The 20,090-nt window shown below is 60.9% G+C and carries 19 protein-coding genes; 11 read left to right on the top strand and 8 right to left on the bottom strand.

Annotation, left to right across the window (positions count from 1 at the left end):
- Positions 1 to 690 precede the first annotated feature (690 nt).
- From ACK56M_RS12290 to ACK56M_RS12255, 8 genes are all read left to right on the top strand, one after another.
- Complete coding sequence (locus ACK56M_RS12290; RefSeq protein WP_043935571.1) at positions 691 to 2,196, top strand: PLP-dependent aminotransferase family protein; 1,506 nt, start codon at positions 691 to 693, stop codon at positions 2,194 to 2,196.
- 111 nt (positions 2,197 to 2,307) lie between these two features.
- Positions 2,308 to 3,378 (top strand): sugar phosphate isomerase/epimerase family protein, encoded by a 1,071-nt coding sequence (locus ACK56M_RS12285; RefSeq protein WP_015270109.1) that lies wholly within the window; start codon positions 2,308 to 2,310, stop codon positions 3,376 to 3,378.
- Positions 3,379 to 3,411: 33 nt separating this feature from the next.
- Entirely contained in the window at positions 3,412 to 4,677 is a 1,266-nt protein-coding gene (locus tag ACK56M_RS12280) for an MFS transporter (RefSeq protein WP_039612867.1), read from the top strand.
- A 436-nt stretch (positions 4,678 to 5,113) separates the two neighbouring features.
- On the top strand, positions 5,114 to 5,605 hold the full coding sequence (locus ACK56M_RS12275; protein ID WP_061302399.1) for a GNAT family N-acetyltransferase: 492 nt from the start codon (positions 5,114 to 5,116) through the stop codon (positions 5,603 to 5,605).
- Positions 5,606 to 6,083: 478 nt separating this feature from the next.
- Complete coding sequence (locus tag ACK56M_RS12270) at positions 6,084 to 7,493, top strand: circularly permuted type 2 ATP-grasp protein (protein WP_015270106.1); 1,410 nt, start codon at positions 6,084 to 6,086, stop codon at positions 7,491 to 7,493.
- A gap of 3 nt (positions 7,494 to 7,496) precedes the next feature.
- The gene (locus ACK56M_RS12265) at positions 7,497 to 8,447 is read left to right on the top strand and encodes an alpha-E domain-containing protein (protein WP_015270105.1); all 951 of its coding nucleotides are present in this window, start codon (positions 7,497 to 7,499) and stop codon (positions 8,445 to 8,447) included.
- Entirely contained in the window at positions 8,444 to 9,223 is a 780-nt protein-coding gene (locus ACK56M_RS12260) for a transglutaminase family protein (protein WP_015270104.1), read from the top strand. The genes ACK56M_RS12265 and ACK56M_RS12260 overlap by 4 nt, the downstream gene beginning before the upstream one ends.
- Before the next feature lie 41 nt (positions 9,224 to 9,264).
- Positions 9,265 to 9,984, top strand: a complete 720-nt coding sequence (locus ACK56M_RS12255) for a proteasome-type protease (RefSeq protein ID WP_100413448.1) — start codon at positions 9,265 to 9,267, stop codon at positions 9,982 to 9,984.
- A gap of 53 nt (positions 9,985 to 10,037) precedes the next feature.
- Here the strand turns inward: ACK56M_RS12255 and aroE are convergent, their stop codons facing one another.
- The 5 genes from aroE to ACK56M_RS12230 are packed head-to-tail and all read right to left on the bottom strand — an operon-like array spanning position 10,038 to position 13,876.
- Positions 10,038 to 10,856: a shikimate dehydrogenase gene (gene aroE, locus ACK56M_RS12250; protein WP_015270102.1), complete on the bottom strand. Its 819-nt coding sequence runs from the start codon at positions 10,854 to 10,856 to the stop codon at positions 10,038 to 10,040.
- Positions 10,853 to 12,085, bottom strand: coding sequence for a CaiB/BaiF CoA transferase family protein (locus ACK56M_RS12245; protein ID WP_015270101.1), 1,233 nt, complete (start codon positions 12,083 to 12,085; stop codon positions 10,853 to 10,855). Before ACK56M_RS12245 ends, aroE begins: the two co-directional genes overlap by 4 nt.
- Positions 12,082 to 12,537 (bottom strand): MaoC family dehydratase, encoded by a 456-nt coding sequence (locus ACK56M_RS12240; RefSeq protein ID WP_003256790.1) that lies wholly within the window; start codon positions 12,535 to 12,537, stop codon positions 12,082 to 12,084. Before ACK56M_RS12240 ends, ACK56M_RS12245 begins: the two co-directional genes overlap by 4 nt.
- Positions 12,534 to 12,932, bottom strand: coding sequence for a VOC family protein (locus tag ACK56M_RS12235; RefSeq protein ID WP_015270100.1), 399 nt, complete (start codon positions 12,930 to 12,932; stop codon positions 12,534 to 12,536). The genes ACK56M_RS12240 and ACK56M_RS12235 overlap by 4 nt, the downstream gene beginning before the upstream one ends.
- Positions 12,929 to 13,876, bottom strand: a complete 948-nt coding sequence (locus ACK56M_RS12230; protein WP_015270099.1) for a ketopantoate reductase family protein — start codon at positions 13,874 to 13,876, stop codon at positions 12,929 to 12,931. Before ACK56M_RS12230 ends, ACK56M_RS12235 begins: the two co-directional genes overlap by 4 nt.
- Positions 13,877 to 13,969: 93 nt before the next feature.
- Between ACK56M_RS12230 and ACK56M_RS12225 the strand changes: the two genes are divergently transcribed.
- On the top strand, positions 13,970 to 14,881 hold the full coding sequence (locus ACK56M_RS12225; RefSeq protein WP_100413446.1) for a LysR family transcriptional regulator: 912 nt from the start codon (positions 13,970 to 13,972) through the stop codon (positions 14,879 to 14,881).
- A gap of 259 nt (positions 14,882 to 15,140) precedes the next feature.
- Here the strand turns inward: ACK56M_RS12225 and ACK56M_RS12220 are convergent, their stop codons facing one another.
- On the bottom strand, positions 15,141 to 15,590 hold the full coding sequence (locus ACK56M_RS12220; protein WP_085719787.1) for a GNAT family N-acetyltransferase: 450 nt from the start codon (positions 15,588 to 15,590) through the stop codon (positions 15,141 to 15,143).
- Positions 15,591 to 15,786: 196 nt separating this feature from the next.
- On the opposite strand from ACK56M_RS12220, the gene ACK56M_RS12215 reads away from it, so the two are divergent.
- Entirely contained in the window at positions 15,787 to 17,223 is a 1,437-nt protein-coding gene (locus tag ACK56M_RS12215) for an IS1182 family transposase (protein ID WP_100413445.1), read from the top strand.
- A 348-nt stretch (positions 17,224 to 17,571) separates the two neighbouring features.
- On the opposite strand, the gene ACK56M_RS12210 is transcribed toward ACK56M_RS12215, so the two are convergent.
- The gene (locus tag ACK56M_RS12210) at positions 17,572 to 18,006 is read right to left on the bottom strand and encodes a rhodanese-like domain-containing protein (RefSeq protein ID WP_015270095.1); all 435 of its coding nucleotides are present in this window, start codon (positions 18,004 to 18,006) and stop codon (positions 17,572 to 17,574) included.
- Positions 18,007 to 18,101: 95 nt separating this feature from the next.
- Here ACK56M_RS12210 and ftrA point away from each other — a divergent pair, with 95 nt between their 5' ends.
- Positions 18,102 to 19,061, top strand: coding sequence for a transcriptional regulator FtrA (ftrA, locus tag ACK56M_RS12205; RefSeq protein ID WP_100413444.1), 960 nt, complete (start codon positions 18,102 to 18,104; stop codon positions 19,059 to 19,061).
- A gap of 125 nt (positions 19,062 to 19,186) precedes the next feature.
- Here the strand turns inward: ftrA and ACK56M_RS12200 are convergent, their stop codons facing one another.
- Positions 19,187 to 19,903 carry an SDR family NAD(P)-dependent oxidoreductase gene (locus ACK56M_RS12200; RefSeq protein ID WP_015270093.1) on the bottom strand — a complete coding sequence of 239 codons (717 nt, stop codon included), beginning with the start codon at positions 19,901 to 19,903 and terminating at the stop codon, positions 19,187 to 19,189.
- Between the last annotated feature and the right edge of the window lie 187 nt (positions 19,904 to 20,090).

The following is a 20,090-nucleotide window of genomic DNA, read 5'->3' as shown; positions in this document are numbered from 1 at the left end:
CAGCCGCCATAAAACGAAACAGCGGGCACAAAAAAGCGCCAACTGTATCGCAGAGCGGGCGCTTGTGCGCCTTGATGATTGCGGGTGACCAAACCCGGCCGCTGGACTTACAGCAGCGGGCAAAGACTACCGGTGTCAGGGAAGCGTTTCAAGCGAAGGGAATGTGCAGTAACACTTCCGTTGGCGCCTCTCACTCATCACCTGCTGGCCAATCAGCAGTGATCACCATGTTGTGTCGCCTGCACCGGCCTCTTCGCGGGTAAACCCGCTCACAAAGGGACGGCGTCGCGCTTACGAAACCAGTTATCCTTTAGCGTCCGCCTTGGCCAAAAGCGATCGACCGCGAATGGCGGCTAACGACCCACGGCGGACACTGATCCAAAGCTCTGTAGTCAGTACCGGCCTCATCGCCGGCAAGCCGGCTCCCACAGGAATATCACCAGCCTTCAGGCATGCGCTGTACCTGTGGGAGCCGCGCTTGCCGGCGATGGGCCGCGAAGCGGCCCCGGTCACAGATGTCCGCTTTGGGTCGTTTGTAGCCATTCGCGACTGGGCACTATCTACCCAAAACGGACGCTGCGCCGGACATCAAAGCCGGACGGATGACTTATCGGGTATCGCTCGCTACCCTGAAATCCCGTCGCCTGACGGTTCCCGGGTCAAATCCCGTTTCACCCAGACGAGCATGTCATGAAATCCCCCACAGGTTTGCTGCTGTCGGCTATCGAACTGGACCGTGCCAGTGCCATACCTCTGTACCGTCAGCTGTATCTGCAAATTCGCAAACAGATACTCAACGGCAGAATTCAGGGGGGCGTGCGCCTGCCGTCGACGCGGACCTTGAGCATCGAGTTGGGGCTGTCGCGGATCACCATCCTCAATGCTTTCGATCAGTTGATTGCCGAAGGTTTTCTGGCCTCGCGCACGGGTGCAGGTACGTATGTCGGTACTGAGTGGGAAAACCGGAGTATCGAGGACGAGCAACCGCGCCAGCCACCGCGCCTGTCCGAACTGAGCCAGTCGATGCTGTCGCTGCGCAGCGATCATTTTCGCGGGGTGTCCTATACCGACTGGGATCCGGCGACGCCGACCTCCTTCCTGCCCAGTCACAGCACCTATGAAGGGTTTCCGCAAGCCATCTGGCGGCGCCTGATGAACCGTCATTTGCTAAAGCCAACCAAGGCGATCCTGGGTTATGGCGAGTTGCAAGGCTTGCAGGCGTTTCGCACAGCGATTGCCGAGTATGTCTTCGATGCGCGAGGTATCGACTGCAATGCCGGCCAGGTAGTGATCGTTTCCGGCGCGCAGCAAGCATTCAACCTGCTGGGCATGCTGCTGCTCAATCCGCAGGACAGTGTCTGGATGGAAGACCCTGGGCACATCGCCGCGCGAATTGCGTTGCAAGCCCAGGGGGCCCGGATCATTCCGTTGCGTATTGATGAACAGGGGATCGATGTCCAGCAAGGCCTTGCCGAGTGCCCTGATGCGCGCCTGGTATTCTGTACGCCTTCGCGTCAGCATCCTTTGGGTGTCACCCTGAGTTATGTGCGGCGCCAGGCACTCATCGACTGGGCTGCGAAGCATCAGAGCTGGATCATCGAGGACGATTGCGACAGCGAGTTTCGCTACAGTGGTCGACTTCTTCCGGCACTGTATGCCATGGACCAGATGGCCCGAGTGATCTACGTCGGCACGTTCAGCAAAGTGCTCTTCCCGTCACTGAGACTGGGCTACGTGATTCTGCCGCAGGCTCTGGTCGAGCCCTTCTGCACCCTGCGCGCGGTCATGGATCGCAGCCCGCCCACACTGCTTCAGGCCACAACGGCCGACTTCATGAGCGAAGGCCACTTCCTGGGGCACATCCGCCGCATGCGTGCACTGTACAAGGCGCGCCAGCAGGCGTTGATCGAACAACTTGAAAAGCAGATCGGCAGCTTTTTCAGGATCACTCCGACGGATGCCGGCATGCACCTGATCGCCTGGCTGCCCCCCGAACTCAGTGACACTGAAATCGCCCGGCAACTGGCCCGACACAACATCCACACCTACGCCTTGAGCGACTACCGCATCAAGCATGACCTGCCGCCTGCCCTGTTGATCGGCTTTGCCGGCACGCCTGAAAAGCAGGCCCGGGAGCGTGTCGAGGAGCTGGCCCAGGCTTTGCGCACGCTGGGTTATCTTCCGCCGACCACTTGATGCGTGGAAAGTGGCCTTATCAATTAATTGATAATGGATCTATCGAGAGTTCCTGGCTGGCGCGATAAAGGCTGCGCCGGTAGACCGGTGCCTGAACCAGGAACAACTCTAATGAACAACAAGATCCAGGAACGATTCAACGCCTTGCTGAGCCACAAGGTGGTCGAACACGTGGCTGCTCCAGTGCTGACAGAGGCACTGGCCCAGCGGCTGCTTGAGCGTCTCGGGCAATTGCGCCTGTTTGCCCACGCCTACCCGCTACTGACCAACCTCACCCACGGTCGTGTCACACCCGCGGACATGCTGGACTTCGCCTATCGCCACGAGCTGCAAGGCCTGAGCCTGCACTTGCTCGACGGCGAGGAAAACAGCCTGAGCCAGATGTCGCCAGAGCAGCTCCAGGTGTTTGCCAGCAAGGCCAAGGCGCTGGGGCTGGATGTGCATCTGGAAATCAGCAGCACGCTGAAAAAGGATGTCGACCAGGTGATCGCCATCGCCAAGGCACTGGGGGTGCGCAACATCCGTGTCTACTCACGTTACGAGGGTCCGCTGTCGCGGGTCATGGACGTGATCGAGACCGACCTGCACTACCTCGCACAACAGGCCGATGCCAACGATCTGTACTTTGACTTCGAGCAGCATGAAGAACTCAAGAGCAGCGAAATCGCGCAGCTGCTCAACCGTGTCAACCACCCTCGCCTGCATGCCCTGTTCGACTTCGGCAACATGATCAATGCCTGCGAACAGCCCCTGCAGGCCCTGCACAACCTGGCGCCGCACATCCGCCAGGCTCACCTCAAGGGCGTACGCATCGTCCCCGAACAAAACGGCTTCGGCCATTACGGCGTGTTGCAAGGCAGCGACGAAGACGATCTGCCCAGCGCCCGCATGCTGTTCGAACTGTTGATGCTGGGCGAAGCAACCCCGCAAGTGATCGCGTTCATTCTCGAGCAGGAAAATCACTACGTGGCCCCGGCCTTCCGGCAGAGCCTCGAAGCAGCCGATCCATTCATTGCTTACCGGGAGATGAGCGAAACGCCGCTCCCGAAAGGCTACTCGCTCGAGCGCATGCTGGCCGACGAACACCGCTGGGCGAACAATCAGGTGGCCTATGTCCGAGGTTTGCTGGGCGAACTGCGCACCTTGGCTGAACTGACCCTGGCCGCTCCTTCCAACGCATGAACCTGACGACCCGATTACGCCCGGAGAACAATAATGACAACTCAAAACAAGGCCAAATGGCTCAGATTCCTGATTCTCATCCTTGGTGGCGGCACCATTTACAAGCTGGCGAACCTCAAGGACGCCTTCTATGTCCCCATGCAGGAATTCATGGGCCTGAGCCACACTGAAATCGGCATGCTGTTGAGTGCCAACGCGATCATCGCGACTGCACTGTTCGTGGTTGGTGGCCTGCTCGCCGATCGCTACGACACGCGCAAACTGATCCCCCTCGGCCTGATCGGGACCGGGAGCCTGGGGTTGTACCTGGCGACCTTTCCGCCCTTCAGCAGTTTGCTGATCGTGTTCAGTCTGTTGGCCGTCTGTGCCGACTGCCTGTTCTGGCCATCGTTGCTCAAGGCCATCCGCAATCTGGGTGACGATCAGGAGCAAGGCCGGTTGTTCGGCCTGCTGGAAGGCGGGCGTGGCGTGGTTGATACGCTGGTGGCCTTTTCCGCACTGGGCGTGTTCGTCGCCATGGGCTCGGGGGAAGCCGGCCTGAAATCGGCGATCCTGTTCTACTCGGTCATCGACATTCTGGCTGGCACCCTGACCTGGGTCCTGCTCAAGGGCGGTAATGCGCAATCGGCCACCAAGCCGAAAAACGGTCTGGCAAACCTGATGGAGGCTATCAAGGTACCCGGTATCTGGTTGGTCAGCCTCAATGTGTTCATGGTCTACATCGTCTACTGCGGCCTGACCTATTTCATCCCCTACCTCAAGGAAATGTACGGGTTGCCAGTAGCGTTGGTAGGCGCCTACGGCATCATCAATCAATACTTCCTGAAAATCCTCGGCGGGCCTGCCGGCGGTTTCATTGCCGACAAGCAGTTCAAGAGTACCAGCCGTTACCTGAAGTGGGCATTTCTGGCGCTATTGCCGCTGATGGCCGTGATCATGCTGATTCCTAAAAGCCCGGGCTTCATCTATGCGGGGATGGCGGCCACCCTATCCTTCGCCCTGATTGTTTTCTCGATGCGCGGCGTGTTCTGGGCCCCCATGGGCGAAGTCGGCATTCCCCAGCACATCACCGGCTCGGCCTTCGGCATCGGTTGCCTGATCGGCTATGCCCCCGGCATGTTTGCCTACGTCATCTATGGCGCGATCCTCGACCACTTCCCTGGTCAACAGGGCTACAACTATGTGTTCATTCTGATGAGCATGCTGGCCATTGCAGGCTTCATGGTGTCCAGCCTTCTCTATCAAGCAGTACGCAAAAAATCCGTGCTCTCTGGCGGGGCCGACGCGGTACAAGCCTGATCGTCGCCATGGGCTTCAGGAGGAGGGTTCGTCCATCATGCCGAGCCCTCCTCCGCCCACAACGCCGGTGTTCGCGGCTAAAACCCCACAGGTACAGCGTTGCTCTCGAGGTTGTGGCTGTACCTGTAGGAGCGGCCTTGTGTCGCGAAAGGGCCGCATCGCGGCCCCAGGATTGATGCGCAACAGTTGAAATTGCCGGGGCCGCTGCGCGCCCCATCGCGACACAAGGCCGCTCCTACATGGGCCCTGCTGATTCAATGAGTTATGTGCAGTTCCATGAGAGATGACAAAAGCTGAGTTGCTTGCCAAGGTCGATCGTTAGCCATTGGGTCTTGTTTCGTCTGGCGGGCCAGGCGTTGAACCAAGCCATTGCAAGCAGGCCTGAAGAGGCCATAGGCTGCCTTCTCATGAATCGGCCACTTACGTTGGATAAACGATGATCGAGCTACAAGGATGTGGAGCGTCTTCAGGCCTGGAGTGTCGGCCAGTCGGGCCCGCTGACGCAGCAATGATCTGCTCGCATCGCCAGGAGATGTTTCTTGAGGCAGGTGGCGACCCTGAAAAACTGCAAGTCATGACTCAGCACTTTCGCCCATGGCTGGAAGAGCGGCTCGGTGACGGTCGGTATTACGGTTTCAAGCTCCTGGATGGCGACCAACCGGTTGCAGCCATTGGCCTGATGAGCATTGACTGGCCTCCCCATCCATCGCACCCAACCCTGGACAAACGTGGGTACGTGCTGAATGTGTTCGTCCAGCCGGCCTACCGCCGCCGCGGCCTGGCTTCGGCCTTGATGCAGGCTGCTGACGCCGAGTTCGCTCGCCGAGGTATCACCTTCGCTGTCCTGCATGCCACCGAGACGGGTAAACCGGTCTATGAGCAGACCGGCTGGACTGGAACGTCGGAAATGGCCAAATCCATTGAATGATAGTGACCGTTTTCGATCTGCAAGCGACGCCCAGAGTATTCTGCGTCGGTGACTGCGTCATAACCTGACACTCGGAACGAAACGCACTACTCCTTGCTTGCGCGGCCGGAGTGCCGCCTCGCCATGGACTCGCTCCAATTCGGAGCAAAAGCTGCAGCTCGGTGCATAGCGCGCCTTTTTTTGAGGCGCGCCTGTCCCCCCTCCCGACCGTTCCCGCACGGCTGCATGCGGCGCAGTCATCGAATGCAGCAATAAAACCCAAGAGTTTCAAGGTGCTACCGCCAGCCCGTTGCCACTCCAGAACTGTGCCTGGCTTTCGGCACCTTCATTGCAATGGCCTCTTGCGTGCATAACGCACAGCAATTGATCGGATTCGAGGCTCACCGCAGACAAAACACCCACCGACCCGCAAGGCCGCACCCTGAAACACGTAGATGAACCGCAATGAAGCTGCCGGCAACGGTGGCAAGGAGTGGGTATGTCCCGGGCATTTTTCAATGAAATGTATGATACGAACGGAAGTTGCCGCCCGCATTACCAGGAGTTCGCCCGCTGGTTGGCAAACACCCCGCTGGAGTTGCTGGAGCAACGCCGACGCGAAGCTGACCTGCTGTTTCACCGCGCCGGTATCACCTTCACCTTGTACGGTGACAAAGAGGATACCGAGCGCCTGATCCCCTTTGACATCATCCCGCGCAGCATTCGCGCCAGCGAATGGCGCATGGTCGAGCGCGGTTGTATCCAGCGGGTTCAGGCGTTGAACCTGTTCCTGCAGGACATCTACCACGACCAGCGCATCCTCAAGGCCGGCATCATCCCGCCGGAACAAGTGCTGGCCAACGAAGGCTACCAGATCGCCATGCAGGGCCTGGGCCTGCACCGCGGGCTCTATGCCCATATCGCTGGCGTCGACCTGGTCCGTGACGGGGATGGCAGCTACTTCGTGCTGGAGGACAACCTGCGCACCCCCAGCGGGGTCAGCTACATGCTCGAAGACCGCAAGATGATGATGCGGCTGTTCCCCGAGCTGTTCGCCGCACAGCGTATCGCGCCCATCGACCACTACCCCAACCTGCTGCTGGACACGCTCAAGAGCGCCAGCCCACTGGACAACCCCACTGCCGTGTTGCTCACCCCTGGCCGCTTCAACAGTGCCTATTTCGAGCACGCCTTCCTGGCCCGGGAAATGGGCATCGAACTGGTCGAGGGTGCGGACCTGTTCATCCGTGACGAGCACGTCTACATGCGTACTACCGCTGGTCCAAAACAGGTGGATGTGATCTATCGCCGCCTGGATGACGACTACCTCGACCCGCTGTCGTTCAACCCTGACTCGATGCTGGGCGTGCCGGGGCTGATTTCGGTGTACCGCGCTGGCAACGTGGTGCTGGCCAATGCGGTAGGCACCGGGGTGGCAGACGACAAGTCGATCTACCCCTATGTCGACGACATGATCCGCTTCTATCTGAGCGAAGAGCCGGTCCTGAACAATGTCCCTACCTGGCAGTGCCGCAGGCCTGCAGAGCTTTCCCATGTCCTGGCCCACCTGCCCGAGCTGGTGGTCAAGGAAACCCAGGGGTCCGGTGGCTACGGCATGTTGGTCGGGCCTGCGGCGACCAGCGCACAGATCGAGGACTTCCGCGCTCGCATCAAGGCCCGCCCGCACGCCTACATCGCTCAACCTACCCTGTGCCTTTCCACATGCCCGACCTTCGTCGACAGCGGCATCGCGCCGCGCCACATCGACCTGCGCCCGTTCGTGCTGTCCGGCAGTGAAACCCGACTGGTGCCAGGCGGCCTTACCCGCGTGGCCCTTCAGGAAGGTTCGCTGGTGGTCAACTCGTCGCAAGGCGGCGGTACCAAGGACACCTGGGTGGTGGAGGACTGAACCATGCTTTCGAGAACTGCTTCCGACCTTTACTGGATGTCGCGCTACCTGGAGCGTGCAGAAAACCTTGCGCGCATGCTCGAGGTCAGTTATTCGCTATCGCTGATGCCCCAGGCTGGCCGCAGCGACGGCCATGCCGAGCTGGCCATGTCACTGCTGGCATCCGGAACGCTGGACGACTACCGCCGCCGGCACACCGAGCTGGACACCGAGCGCATGCTGCACTTCTTCGCCCTCGATGCGACCAACCCCGGCAGCATCTATTGCTGCCTGCAGGCGGCCAGGACCAATGCTCACGCAGTGCGTGGCCGCATCACTGCCGACATGTGGGAGAACATCAACGCTACCTGGATCGAGATGCGCAACATTGCCAGCAATGGTCTCGGCCGTTATGGCATCAGCCAGTTCTGCGACTGGGTCAAGGAACGCTCGCACCTGTTCCGCGGTGCTACTTCAGGCACCATCATGCGCAACGACGCTTACAGCTTCATCCGCCTGGGGACCTTCCTGGAGCGGGCTGACAACACCCTGCGCCTGCTCGATGCACGCTATGAAATGTTCGGGGAGGCCTCCGAGGAAGTCAGCGATGATTCTGCCCGCGGCTATTACCAATGGAGCGCCTTGCTGCGCGCGCTGACCTCCTACGAAGCCTTCAACGAACTGTATCGCGCCGCACCCAGTGCACGACCGGTGTCCGAGTTGCTATTGCTGCGGGTCGATGTGCCCCGCTCGCTGCATGCCTGCATCGAGGAGCTGGACCAGATCCTTGCCAGCCTGCCGGGCAGCACCGGGCGCGCCGCCCAGCGCATGGCCGCCGAACTCAACGCTCGCCTGCGCTACACCGCGATCGACGAAATACTCGAAGCAGGGTTGCACCCGTGGTTGAGCGACTTCATTGGGCGCATCAATCAACTGGGCCAGGCGGTCCACCACTCCTATCTGGAGGTCGTATGAAACTGTCCATTCGCCACGACACTACCTACAGCTATGCAAGCGATGTGTGCAACAGCATCCAGTTCCTGCGCCTGACGCCACGCAGCAGCGAGCGCCAGCGCATCACTGAATGGCAACTCGACCTGCCCTGCAAGGTCAAGGGCCAGATCGACCCGTATGGCAACATCCTGCATGTACTGACCTTGGACAAACCCCATGGCCACCTGGCACTGACCGCCAGCGGCCAGGTAGAAATCGACCCGGATCGCGAGCAGGAGGCCGGCGAACATTCACCCCTGCCCTTCCTGCGCGGCAGCCACCTGACCCAGGCCGATGACACACTCAAGGCCTTCGCCAGCCGACATTGTGGCGAGCACCGCGACCGGGCGGCGCTGATCGGGCTGATGCAAGGCCTGGCCGAGCACATGCCATACAGCCCCGGTGCCACATCGGTGGGCACCACTGCCATCGAAGCGTTCAGCGGCGCTGCCGGGGTGTGCCAGGACCATACCCATGCGTTCCTCGCCTGCGCGCGCAGCCTGGGTATTCCGGCACGCTATGTGTCCGGTTACCTATGTACCGAAGACGAGCAGCACCTGGCCAGCCATGCCTGGGCGGAAGCCTGGGTCGATGACGCCTGGTACAGCTTCGACATCACCAACCGCCTGACCCGGCCAGAACGCCACCTGAAGCTGGCAGTGGGCCTGGACTACCTCGATGCCTGCCCGGTCAGGGGCGTGCGCCGCGGGGGCGGCGCCGAATCGATGCAGGCCAGCGTACACGTGCACCGCCAATGACAGGTGCGGCATCCGTTCATGAAAAAAACAAGGGAAACAGCATGACCTATTGTGTCGCCATGCACCTGGCGGACGGGCTTGTCTTCATCAGCGACTCACGCACCAATGCGGGCATCGACCAGATCGCCAGCTTTGCCAAGCTGTTCGTGTTCGGCGTGCCGGGGGAGCGCCTGATCGTCCTGCAGACCGCTGGCAACCTGGCGACCTCGCAATCGGTGGTGAACCTGCTCCAGCAACGTACGAAGGGCCCCGGCCCCCACCTGTTGAACGTTGCGACGCTCTACGATGCAACGGTACTGGTCGCCGACACCTTGCGCGAGGTGGTCAGCCGTGATCGCAGCAAGCTGTCGGCCGGAATCGACCTGAGCAGTTCGTTCATCGTCGGCGGCCAGATTGCCGGCGGCCCCATGGGCATATACAACGTCTATGCGCAGGGCAATTTCTTCCAGGCCACGCCGGACACCCCGTTCCTGCAACTGGGCGAAAGCAAGTACGGGCGGCCGATTCTGGACCGTAACCTCGGCTACCATATGCCACTCGATGAAGCATTGCGCTGCGGCCTGATCTCGTTCGACTCGACCATTCGCAGCAACCTGTCGGTGGGCATGCCGTTGGACTTGCTGGTGTATCAGAAGGACAGCCTGGAAATACCGAAACGCCAGCGTATCGCCAGCGACGATGTGTATTACGAGCAGATACGCAGGCAGTGGAGCGACGGGCTCAAAAGACTGTTGGCCGAACTGCCAGCGCCGCCGTACTGATTGGCAGGGCCACTGTGGAAACGGGCATGCCCGTTCCTACAGTGGCCTTGGTCCTACTCCAGCGGAATAGTCAGGCGATCGATGACGGCGCGGGTTTCTGGCCGTACCCCGCGCCACCAGGCGAAAGCCTCCGCCGCCTGCTCGACCAACATGCCGACACCGTCGGCCAGGCGCACCACCCCCTGCGCCTGGGCCATGCGCAGGAACGGCGTAAGGCCTTTGCCATACGCCAGCTCGTAAGCCAGCTGCGTCGCGCCCAGCACGCCTTCAGGCAGTGGCGGCAGCTCGCCGGTGAGGCTGGCAGAGGTGGCGTTGACCACGATGTCGAAGGACTGTCCCTCCAGCTCCTCATAACGGCTGATGCGCAGCCTTGGATGATCCAGTTCGTTGCGCAGGGCGAGCGCCTTGGCCATGTCACGGTTGGCAAGCACCAGCTCGCTCGGCCCCGCCTGCAGGAACGGCAGCAATGCACCGCGTACCGCGCCACCGGCGCCGAGCAACAGTACCCGTCGATTGGCCAGCGGCTCACCGAGGTTTTCCTCGATATCCCGCAGCAAGCCGATGCCGTCGAAATTTTCGGCAAAGATACGGCCATCCTCGAACTTCAACGCATTGGCCGCCCGCGCCAACTGGGCGCGCTCGCTGCGCTGGTCGGCCAGCTCGAAGGCTCGCAACTTGAACGGCGCGGTGATGTTCATGCCCAACCCACCATCACTGCGAAACTGCAGTACCTGAGCCTCGAAGCCCTCGAGCTCGCCCTCCAGCGCGCCATACTCCAGGCACTGGCAGGCGACCTGGGCGAACAGGCCATGAATCAACGGGGACTTGGTGTGGTTGATCGGCCGGCCGATCACTGCATAGCGGTCGCTCATCGTGCATCTCCGTGGGTGAACAGCACACCGTCTGCCTGCATGGCGGTGATTTCTTCAGGGGTGAAACCTAGGCCGGCGGCCACTTCGGCATTGTGCTGACCGAGGTCCGGGGCCACCTGGTGGATCGTGGTGTCACAGTCGGAAAAGCGGAACGGCAGGTTGGGCAGGCGCAAGGTACCGTAGCGCGGGTGCTGCTGCTCGATGACCATGTTGCGCGCCTTAATCTGCGGGTCGGCCACCACCTCGTCGATGCGCTGCACCTTGGCGCTGGGGATGTCGATGTCATCGAGCAACTGCAGGATATCCGCCACCAGGCGCGCGCCGACCCAGTCGCGAACCACGGCCAGAATCGCCTGGCGATGGGCGTTGCGGCCATTGAGGCTGTGGTAGCGGCTGTCGCTGCCGAACCCGGCCGGGCCACCGTTGGCTTCCAGCATCGCGGCAAAGCGCTTCCAGGCATCGTCGACCTGGGCGGCGATTACCAAGTCGCCATCGGCCGCGCGAAACACGCCGTACAGGGTGGAGGTGGGCATGTCATGGCCGGTCTGCTCGGGCAGGACGGTGCCGTCGGACAAGGTGTAGCACTGCACCGCATATTCATGCATCGACACCAGCGTGTCGTACAGGGCCATGTCGATGTGCTGGCCGCGTCCACTGTTCACCCGGCCCAGCAATGCCGCATTGATCGCCGCCACGGCATGAATGCCGGTGTACATGTCGCCAAGGGAAATGCGCAGCAACGGCGGCGCTTCGCCCGGCACGCCGACCATCTGCATGATCCCGCTCTTGGCCTCGGCGATCAGCCCGAAACCGGCGCGGTGGGCATCCGGCCCGGTATGGCCATAGGCGGAGATGGAGCAGTACACCAGACGCGGGTTGCGCGCCGACAGCTCGGCATAGCCCAGGCCCAGCTTGTCCAGGGCGCCGGGGCGATAGTTTTCGATGAACACATCGGCCGAGTCGGTCAGGCGCTGCATGAACGCTTTGCCACGCGGGTCCTTCATGTTCACGCTGACGCCCTGCTTGCCCATGTTCAGCTGCAGGAAGTAACCGCTCTGCTGCTCATCAAGGGTAAATGCATGCTGGCGCCCGGCATCGCCGCTGCCCGGCCGTTCGACCTTGATCACCTCGGCGCCGAGTGCTGCCAGGCAGCGGCCCACATAGGGCCCGGCGAGGAAGTGGCTGTAGTCGATGACGCGGATACCTGCCAATGGCAATGCCTGGCTCATGCCTGCACCCTCCGGGGCACCATCAGCCGGTGCTCGCCACGCTGCACGACTTCGCCGTGCTGGTTGATCAGCTCCGACGGCAAGACCACGATGCCCCAGCCCGGTCGACTGTTGCTCGGGCGCATCGCCCCCACGCGCATGCGCACGTGCAGCACATCGTCGACCTTGATCGGCAGCACGAAGTCCCAGGTCCAGCCCAGCGACATGCCCGGTACAAAGCGGTATTCGCACTGGGTCTTCAGGCCGTCGGCGATCGACAGGCCGAACAGGCCGTGGGCAACCAGGCAGCCGAAATGACTGGCGTTGGCGTAGGCCTCGTCGACATGCACCGGGGTGTGGTCGCCGGTGAGGTCTGCGTAGGCCAGGATACGTTCGCGGGTCACCGTGTAGGTGGGGCTGATGCATTCATCGCCTTCGCGGGCATCGTCCCAGTATCTTTCCACTACGCTCATGCCACCACCTCTGCACGTGGGTCGATGGCCAGTGCCTGGGCGACGCATTTCGCCGGCGATGCCTGAATGAACTCGACCGCAAGGCCGTCAGGCAGGCGCAGCCAGTTGCGGCCCTGGGGCATTTCGCTCACGCCGAAACGCTGTGCGGCGGCCAGGGTAGCTTCGAGGTCCTCGCACATGATGCCCAGGTGCGCCATGCGCCCTTCCGGGCCGGCAAAGTCCGGTTGGTGGATGAACTGCAGGCCACCAAGGGTCCAGTACTGTGCAGGCTGCTCGACGTCACCCTGTATTTCACGCATGGTCATGCCACACACCTCGCTGAAAAAGCGGATGTGCCACTGGATGTCGCGCACCCAGAACGCCACGTGTTCAAGGTAGGCTTTCGGCTGGCTCATGGATTACTCCCCTTCTGCTGATCGGCCATGGCGCGTTCGATGCCCTTGATGCAGGCCACCAGGGTCGCGTTGACCGGCGTGGCCACGCCATGGCGCTGGCCCCAGCGCACGACGGAGCCATTGATGAAATCGATCTCGGTGACCGAACCCTTTTCCAGGCTCTGCAGCATCGAGGTACGGAAGCTTGCCGGCAGGCCTTCGGCGGCCAGCCGCCATGCAGAATCCGGGCTGGTGAGGCTCAGGCGGATGCCTGCTCGTTCAGCGACGGCAATGGCTTCAGCCACCGCTGCCTTGGCGGTGCTTTCCAGCAGCGGCTCGCTGTACAACTGGCCATAACCGAGCCTGGTGATGCCGCTGAGCGCGCCTGTCGCGACGTTGACCAGCAGCTTGTCCCACATGGTGCCGAGAATGTTGTCACTGACCGTGGTGGCGAGCCCGGCGCCATTGAAGACCTCGGCGATGGCCTGCACACGCAGCGTCCTTTGGCCGTCGAGCTCGCCGATGAAAGTCTGCTTGCCCGCAACACCGGCGCGAATCGAACCCGGCGCCAGCAGCACGCCACCGACGTAGGTCTTGCCAGCCAGCACCCGCTCACGGCCCACGGCCTCGGCCAGGATGTCTTCATGGCCAAGACCGTTCTGCAGTGACAGCACAAGCGTCTGCGGCCCGATCAGCGCCTTGGCCCCGGCAATCGCCTCGCCGGTGTGGAATGACTTGACCAGCACCACCACCAGGTCGGCCACGCCCACGGTTGCCGCGTCGCAGGCTGCCTTCACCGGGACCTGCCGCTCGCCGCGTTCGTCCTGCACCCGCAGCCCGTGCAGGTTCATCGCCTCGACATGTGCATGGCCACGGTTCAACAGCCAGGTTTCGTGCCCCGCTTCGCTCAAGGCCGCACCGATGGCACAACCCAGGGCGCCGGCGCCCAGAATGCAGATTTTCAAATCGCTGACCTCCTGTGGTTTGCGACTACCTTATGCAGCGAGGCTTATTTCGGCTATACAATGGCCTCAATACACTTATTGAGTTTCGCAATAATGAGCACGCTCGATGCCTTGCCTGATCCCAAGCTGCTGCAGCTGTTCGATGTGCTTTACCACTGCCGTAGCGTGACCCGTAGCGCTGAACAGCTCGGCCAGAGTCAACCTACCGTGAGTATCTGGTTGGGGCGCTTGCGTGAAGAACTGAACGACCCGCTGTTCGTGCGCACCCCCGGGGGCATGGCCCCTACCCCGCGGGCAGACCAGTTGATCGGGCCATGCCGCGAGGTGCTGGAATCGCTGCGGCGCCTGACTACCTGGGAGCCGCAATTCGTTCCGGCCACGGCCCAGCGTCGCTTTCGCCTGTGCGTCAGTGATGCCAGCCATATCACCCTGCTGCCCAGCATCCTCAACCACCTGCGTACCCATGCGCCGGGTATTCGCCTGGAAGCTGCACGCATCGATGGCAATACCGAGAGCGCGCTGGAGTCGGGCGAGGCGGACCTGGCCATCGGCTTCGTGCCCTGGCTGGGTGCGGGGATGTATCAGCAAGTGTTGTTCGAGCAGGACTGGGTCTGCCTGAGCAACCCGCTACACCCTCGATTGAGCAACGGCATGAGCGTGGCGGGTTACCAGGCCGAGGGGCATGTACAAATCAGTGCCGGGACCGGGCAGAAGTTACTGGAGGCTGGCCTGGCGCGGGCCGGCATCGAACGCAGGATCATGCTGGAGCTGCCGGCGTTTCTGGGGTTGGGGATGATTGTCGGGTCGACCGACCTGGTGGCTACGTTGCCACGGCACATCGGCCAGACACTCGCCGACATGCATGGTTTGCACGTGCACGATTGCCCGTTTGCAGTGGAAGGTTTCACGGTCAAGCAGCACTGGCACGCACGGTACCAGCAAGACAGCGGGAATCGCTGGATCAGGGAGGTGGTGCGGGGCTTGTTTCAAACAGGGGCCGGTTAGCACACACGGCGAAACCTTCGCTCGCCTCATCGCTCCATGGATCTGGGCTGACCCGCCGTTCAACGGGCATAGCGTGCCGCCTATTTGCCGACCGCGCCGGGCGCGGGTCGAAGGCGACGGGGCCGCGAAGCGGCCGGTCTCTGGGCCGACAGCAATTGTCCACGAACGGCGACTAACGACCCATTACGGCCCTTGGCGCAAGGCCCCTAACGGCCATTTGAAGTCATTAAGAACAGCAGCCTGGGTCGTAGACGGCGCTTCAAATGGTCAACCGCTTCTCCATCGGTTGGTAGATCAGCCCGGCAAGCTCGCCCACTTCCCCTGCCAACGCAAAACCGTAACGTTCATAAGCGGCCACTGAAGATAGCGACGCTCTAACTGTTACTACATTGGCCCTGGCCTGCTCCAGAGCCGCATTCATCAAGCGCCTCCCAACGCCGTGGCGCTGCCAGGCCGGCGCAACGAACAGCATCGCCACATGGCGCCCTTCCTTCAGCTCGATCAGCCCGACCAGGGTTCCCTCCGCGACACAAACCAGCATCAGGTTGTCACTTACCATTCGTTCGGCAAACGCCTTCTGAGCAACCACCTTTGCGAAGGTTTCCACGCCCTGGGCAGACAGCGATGGCGCAACCGCTAGCATGAACGCCTCCAAGCACAGGGCGTTGGCGCTTGGCAGGTCTTCCTGAGTCATCTTGCGTATCTGCATGGTCGTCGTCCGTGACTTGGGTAGGGGTATTTTTATACCAGAACATCCGACTTAGAGATATGCAACAACGCCTCTGCTAACAGACACCTCCATGCGCGAGAGGTAACGTTACAGGCCGGCAGCTTCGGGTCCAGGCTGTGAAAAAAACCTGCGATTATCTAACCTTCTGATCGTCGAGATCGTGGCGGGGACGATCATGAAGCGGTTCATTGAGGGTGAGGCCCGGACGCAAGTCACGCTGCTGCCGGAGTGCCTGGATGATTACATCACCGAAGAAAACCCTGTTCGGATGGTTGACGTTTTCGTCGATGAACTCGACCTCGGAGCGCTCGGATTCGAGGGTGTCGATCCGGCTGCTACGGGTCGTCCGGCCTACCATCCAGCAGTCCTGCTGAAAATCTACATCTATGGCTACCTCAACCGGATTCAGTCCAGCCGCCGGCTTGAGCGCGAGGCAGAGCGCAACGTCGAGCTGATGTGGTTAACGGGCCGGTTGGCTCCTGACTTCAAAACGATTGCTGACTTTCGGCGAGACAACGGTAAAGCTATTCGCGGCGTGTGCCGGCAATTCGTAGTGCTGTGCCGCAACCTCAATCTTTTCTCCCAGTCGATCATTGCCATCGACGGCAGCAAATTCAAAGCCGTAAATAACCGCGACCGCAACTTCACCCAGGGCAAGATCAAGGCGCGCATGCAGCAGATCGAGCAGAGCATTGACCGCTATCTTGCGGCGCTGGATTCGGCGGATCGGGCGGCGCCCGAGGTCGCCGAGGCCAAGGCTGAACGGCTGAGCGAAAAAATAGAAAAGCTGAAACAGCAGATGACAAAGCTAAAGGACATTGAAGCGCAGCTTCACGCCAGCCCAGATCAGCAAATCTCTCTTACCGATCCTGATGCACGCTCAATGGCCACGAGTGGCCGAGGTACTGGCACGGTTGGCTACAACGTACAAACAGCAGTCGATGACAAATACCATCTGATCATTGCGCATGAAGTCACTAATGTTGGCAATGACCGAACGCAGCTGAGCAATATGGCGAACCAGGCACGCGAAGAGATCGGCGCTGAGTCGCTGACAGTGGTCGCCGACCGAGGCAATTACAAAGGTCCGGAGATCCTTGCTTGCGAGCAGGCAGGGATCACCACTTTTGTCCCGAAGCCGCTGACATCAAGCAGCAAAGCGGAAGGCCGATTCGGCAAGCAGGACTTCATCTACATCGCTGCATCGGATGAATACCGATGCCCTGCGGATCAACTACTGACCCGCAGGCATTCTTCGGTGGAAGACGGTATGTTGCTGCACTCCTACTGGTTCTCTGGCTGCCAAAGTTGCTCCATGCAGAAGCAGTGTACGACGGGTAAGGAACGCCGATTGAAGCGCTGGGAGCATGAAACGGTAGTCGAAGCCGTGCAGATCCGATTGGAGCATGACCCAGGAAAGATGAAGGTTCGTCGGCAGACGGTGGAGCATCCCTTCGGAACGCTCAAATACTGGATGGGAAGCACTCACTTCCTGACCAAAACCCTACCGAGGGTAAGCACCGAAATGAGCCTTCACGTGCTTGCCTACAATCTCAAACGAATGATGAGCATCTTTGGCATTGCTGGGCTGATTGAAGCGATCAGGACTTGAGGCCACGCATTTTTTGCGTCCGTATACGGCTATTCGGGCTGCTGCCGCGGCCCAAATAGCGCAGGCCGCGTCCGGGCCCGACTGAGGTAGATCAGCACTCAGATCTGCTGAATTGACAGGGTGCCCCAGCTTCTTTCGCTACTCGACGTACTTATTAGCGTTTTCACACAGCCTGGCCCCATTGCGGACATTCAACAGAGGCTAGCGAGATAACACTATCTGTGGGAAGGCTCATCAATGCAGAGAGAGCTGCTCATCGATATTCGGAAAAACTTTCCGATGCTCGCATGTGCTCGATCAGGCCGGGTACGTCCTCGGGTGATGCCGCTCGAACTGTGCCCTCTCGACTCAACATGCACATGAAACGCCGTTACCCTGTGCAGCAACGTCCGCACCCTCCAACGAAAACCCTTCGTCAAGCCAGCCGGTAACCCCGCCAATCATTTCTTTCACCGGAAAACCCAGCTCAGCCAAACGAACCGCCGCCCGATGTACGCCATTGCAATGCGGCCCCGCGCAATAAACAACGAAAAGCGTCTGGCGCGCATAGTCAGCCATGCGTTCTGCGCTGATGGTGCGGCCAGGAATATTGATCGCGCCCGGCACATGGCCTTGCGCAAACGCCTCGCTGCTCCTTACATCTACCAGCACATAGTCGACATCACCCGACCGCTGGCTACGTTCAACATCCGAACAATCCGTCTCGAACGCCAGACGGCGGCTGAAATGAAGCAGGGCTTCGGATGGGCTTGCGGCAGGATATTCGCTGACCAGGCTTGGCATGGATTTCACTCCTCGGTTGAAGGTGCGCCCATTGTAGGAAGCCCGCCTGTACCGCTACAGTGGCGCACTCGACAGTCACCGGTAGTTTTCCGCCAATGCTCACGAACCCTGGTTTGGTCGCCGTGCTTGCCTATGACGGGCTGTGCACCTTCGAGTTCGGCATTGCCGTGGAGATCTTCGGGCTGCCACGCCCGGAGTTCGAATTCGCCTGGTACACGCATCGCATCGTCGCCGTCGATCCCGCACCAATGCACGCGGCAGGTGGCATGCAGGTCATTGCCGAGTTCGGCTTGGAGTCGCTCGTTGATGCCCATACCATCATCATTCCGGGCTGGCGTAGCCGCGATGAGCGCCCGCCGCAGGTGCTGCTGGACGCCTTGCGCGCCGCGTATCAACGCGGGGCGCGGTTGCTTTCCATCTGTTCGGGGGTGTTCGTGCTCGCGGCTGCGGGCCTTCTGGACGGCAAGCGTGCCACCACCCACTGGCGCTATACGGACGAACTCGCGGCACGCTATCCACTCATTGAAGTAGACCCAGGCGTGCTTTACGTACACTGCGGCCAGCTGATTACCTCGGCAGGCAGCGCTGCCGGTATAGATGCCTGCCTGCACCTGGTGAGTCGAGACTTTGGTACCCAGGTTGCCAACACCGTTGCCCGTCGCCTGGTTATGGCACCCCAGCGTTCCGGAGGGCAAACACAGTTCTTCCCCGCACCCGTTGCCCAGAAGCCTCGCGATGATCTTGCCGCGGTGCTGGAGTGGGCGACCTTGCATGTGGGCAGGCCGCTTACGGTCAAGCAGCTGGCAGCGAAGGCACTGATGAGCGAACGAACCTTCCTGCGACGCTTCATCGAAGCGACAGGCATCACGCCGAAAACCTGGCTGCTTCAGGTGCGCATGAACGTGGCGCGTGAGTTGCTGGAAAGCAGCCCATTGAGCAATGAGCAAATCGCCGAACGCTGCGGGTTCGCCTCGGCGGAAAGTTTCCGGGCAGCATTTCGCAAGACCGTGGGGTTGGCGCCCATGAGGTATCGTGCGCAGTTTGGCAACCACTGACCGTTCAGCGGTACCTTTGATACATCGTTTTTGCCAAGGAAGCAGAAACACGTGCATGTCGATTCTGTCGCGCCCTGGTACGCGTCAGCTGCTATCCGGACTCAGGGCGACTGACCGTTGTGGTGTCAGAAGCGCTCATCCCCGATCGCGGGCAAGATCAACTCCCGTACGAATGAAGCCCCTGACAGGCGTAACAACGCATCGACCATGGTGACCACATCATGTACCGGTACCCAACGCCGCTCACCTCGCGCAGCAGCCTGCACCAATGGCGTGGACAGGGCGTCATCGGTATTCAGGTAACCCAGCTGAAGCACGGTCACCGCCAGGTTGTCATCCCTGAAGCCTTCGCGTAGCGCATCAGCCATGCCGTTGAGGGCGAACTTGGAGGCACCGAACGCTACCTCCGGGCGCCCGCTCTGGCGAAGAGCCGAAGTCGAGCCGGTGAGGATCAACTGCGGCCGGGGAGCACCGAGCAACCTGGGTATCAGGCGTTTGAGAAGAAGCAGCGTGGCGGTGACGTTCACCTCGACCAGCCGGGTGATCGATTCGTCGCTGTCTTCGGAGAATGCATAGTGCTCGCTGAAGGCATGCTCTTCCCAGATGCCGACGTTGTATATCAGTACGTCCAGATCGGCAGGTGTTCGGTCCGCGATCCGTGCTACAGCCGCCACTGGCTCGGAAAGGTCGGCATCGATCCAGTACAGGTCGATGCCCGGCGCAAGGGCCAGATCTTTCGGCTGTTTGCGTGATACGCCAATCAGCGTGTCCCCGGGCTTGCCGAGGCCTTCGAGCAAAGCCCGCCCCAGGCCTCTGCTGGCGCCTACGATCATCGTCTTCACATGCTGTTCCTCTTTCCCTGATCTGCTCCAGACCTCACTGGATCGGTCATCGCCTTCGACAGGCCCAAGGCGATGAAGCCGATAATCTGGAAAACCAGCAGTGAAGTCGGAGTGTCCATTTCTGGTGCTTGCGAGTTCGTTTGCGCAAGCAGCGAGTGTGCCGCCACGCCACTCTAAAACCTTGAGT

The organism is Pseudomonas sp. s4, from assembly GCF_046764235.1.
GTDB lineage: Bacteria > Pseudomonadota > Gammaproteobacteria > Pseudomonadales > Pseudomonadaceae > Aquipseudomonas > Aquipseudomonas asiatica.
The sequence above is the reverse complement of the archived record's forward strand: the minus strand, read 5'-3'. Positions and strand labels throughout refer to the sequence as shown.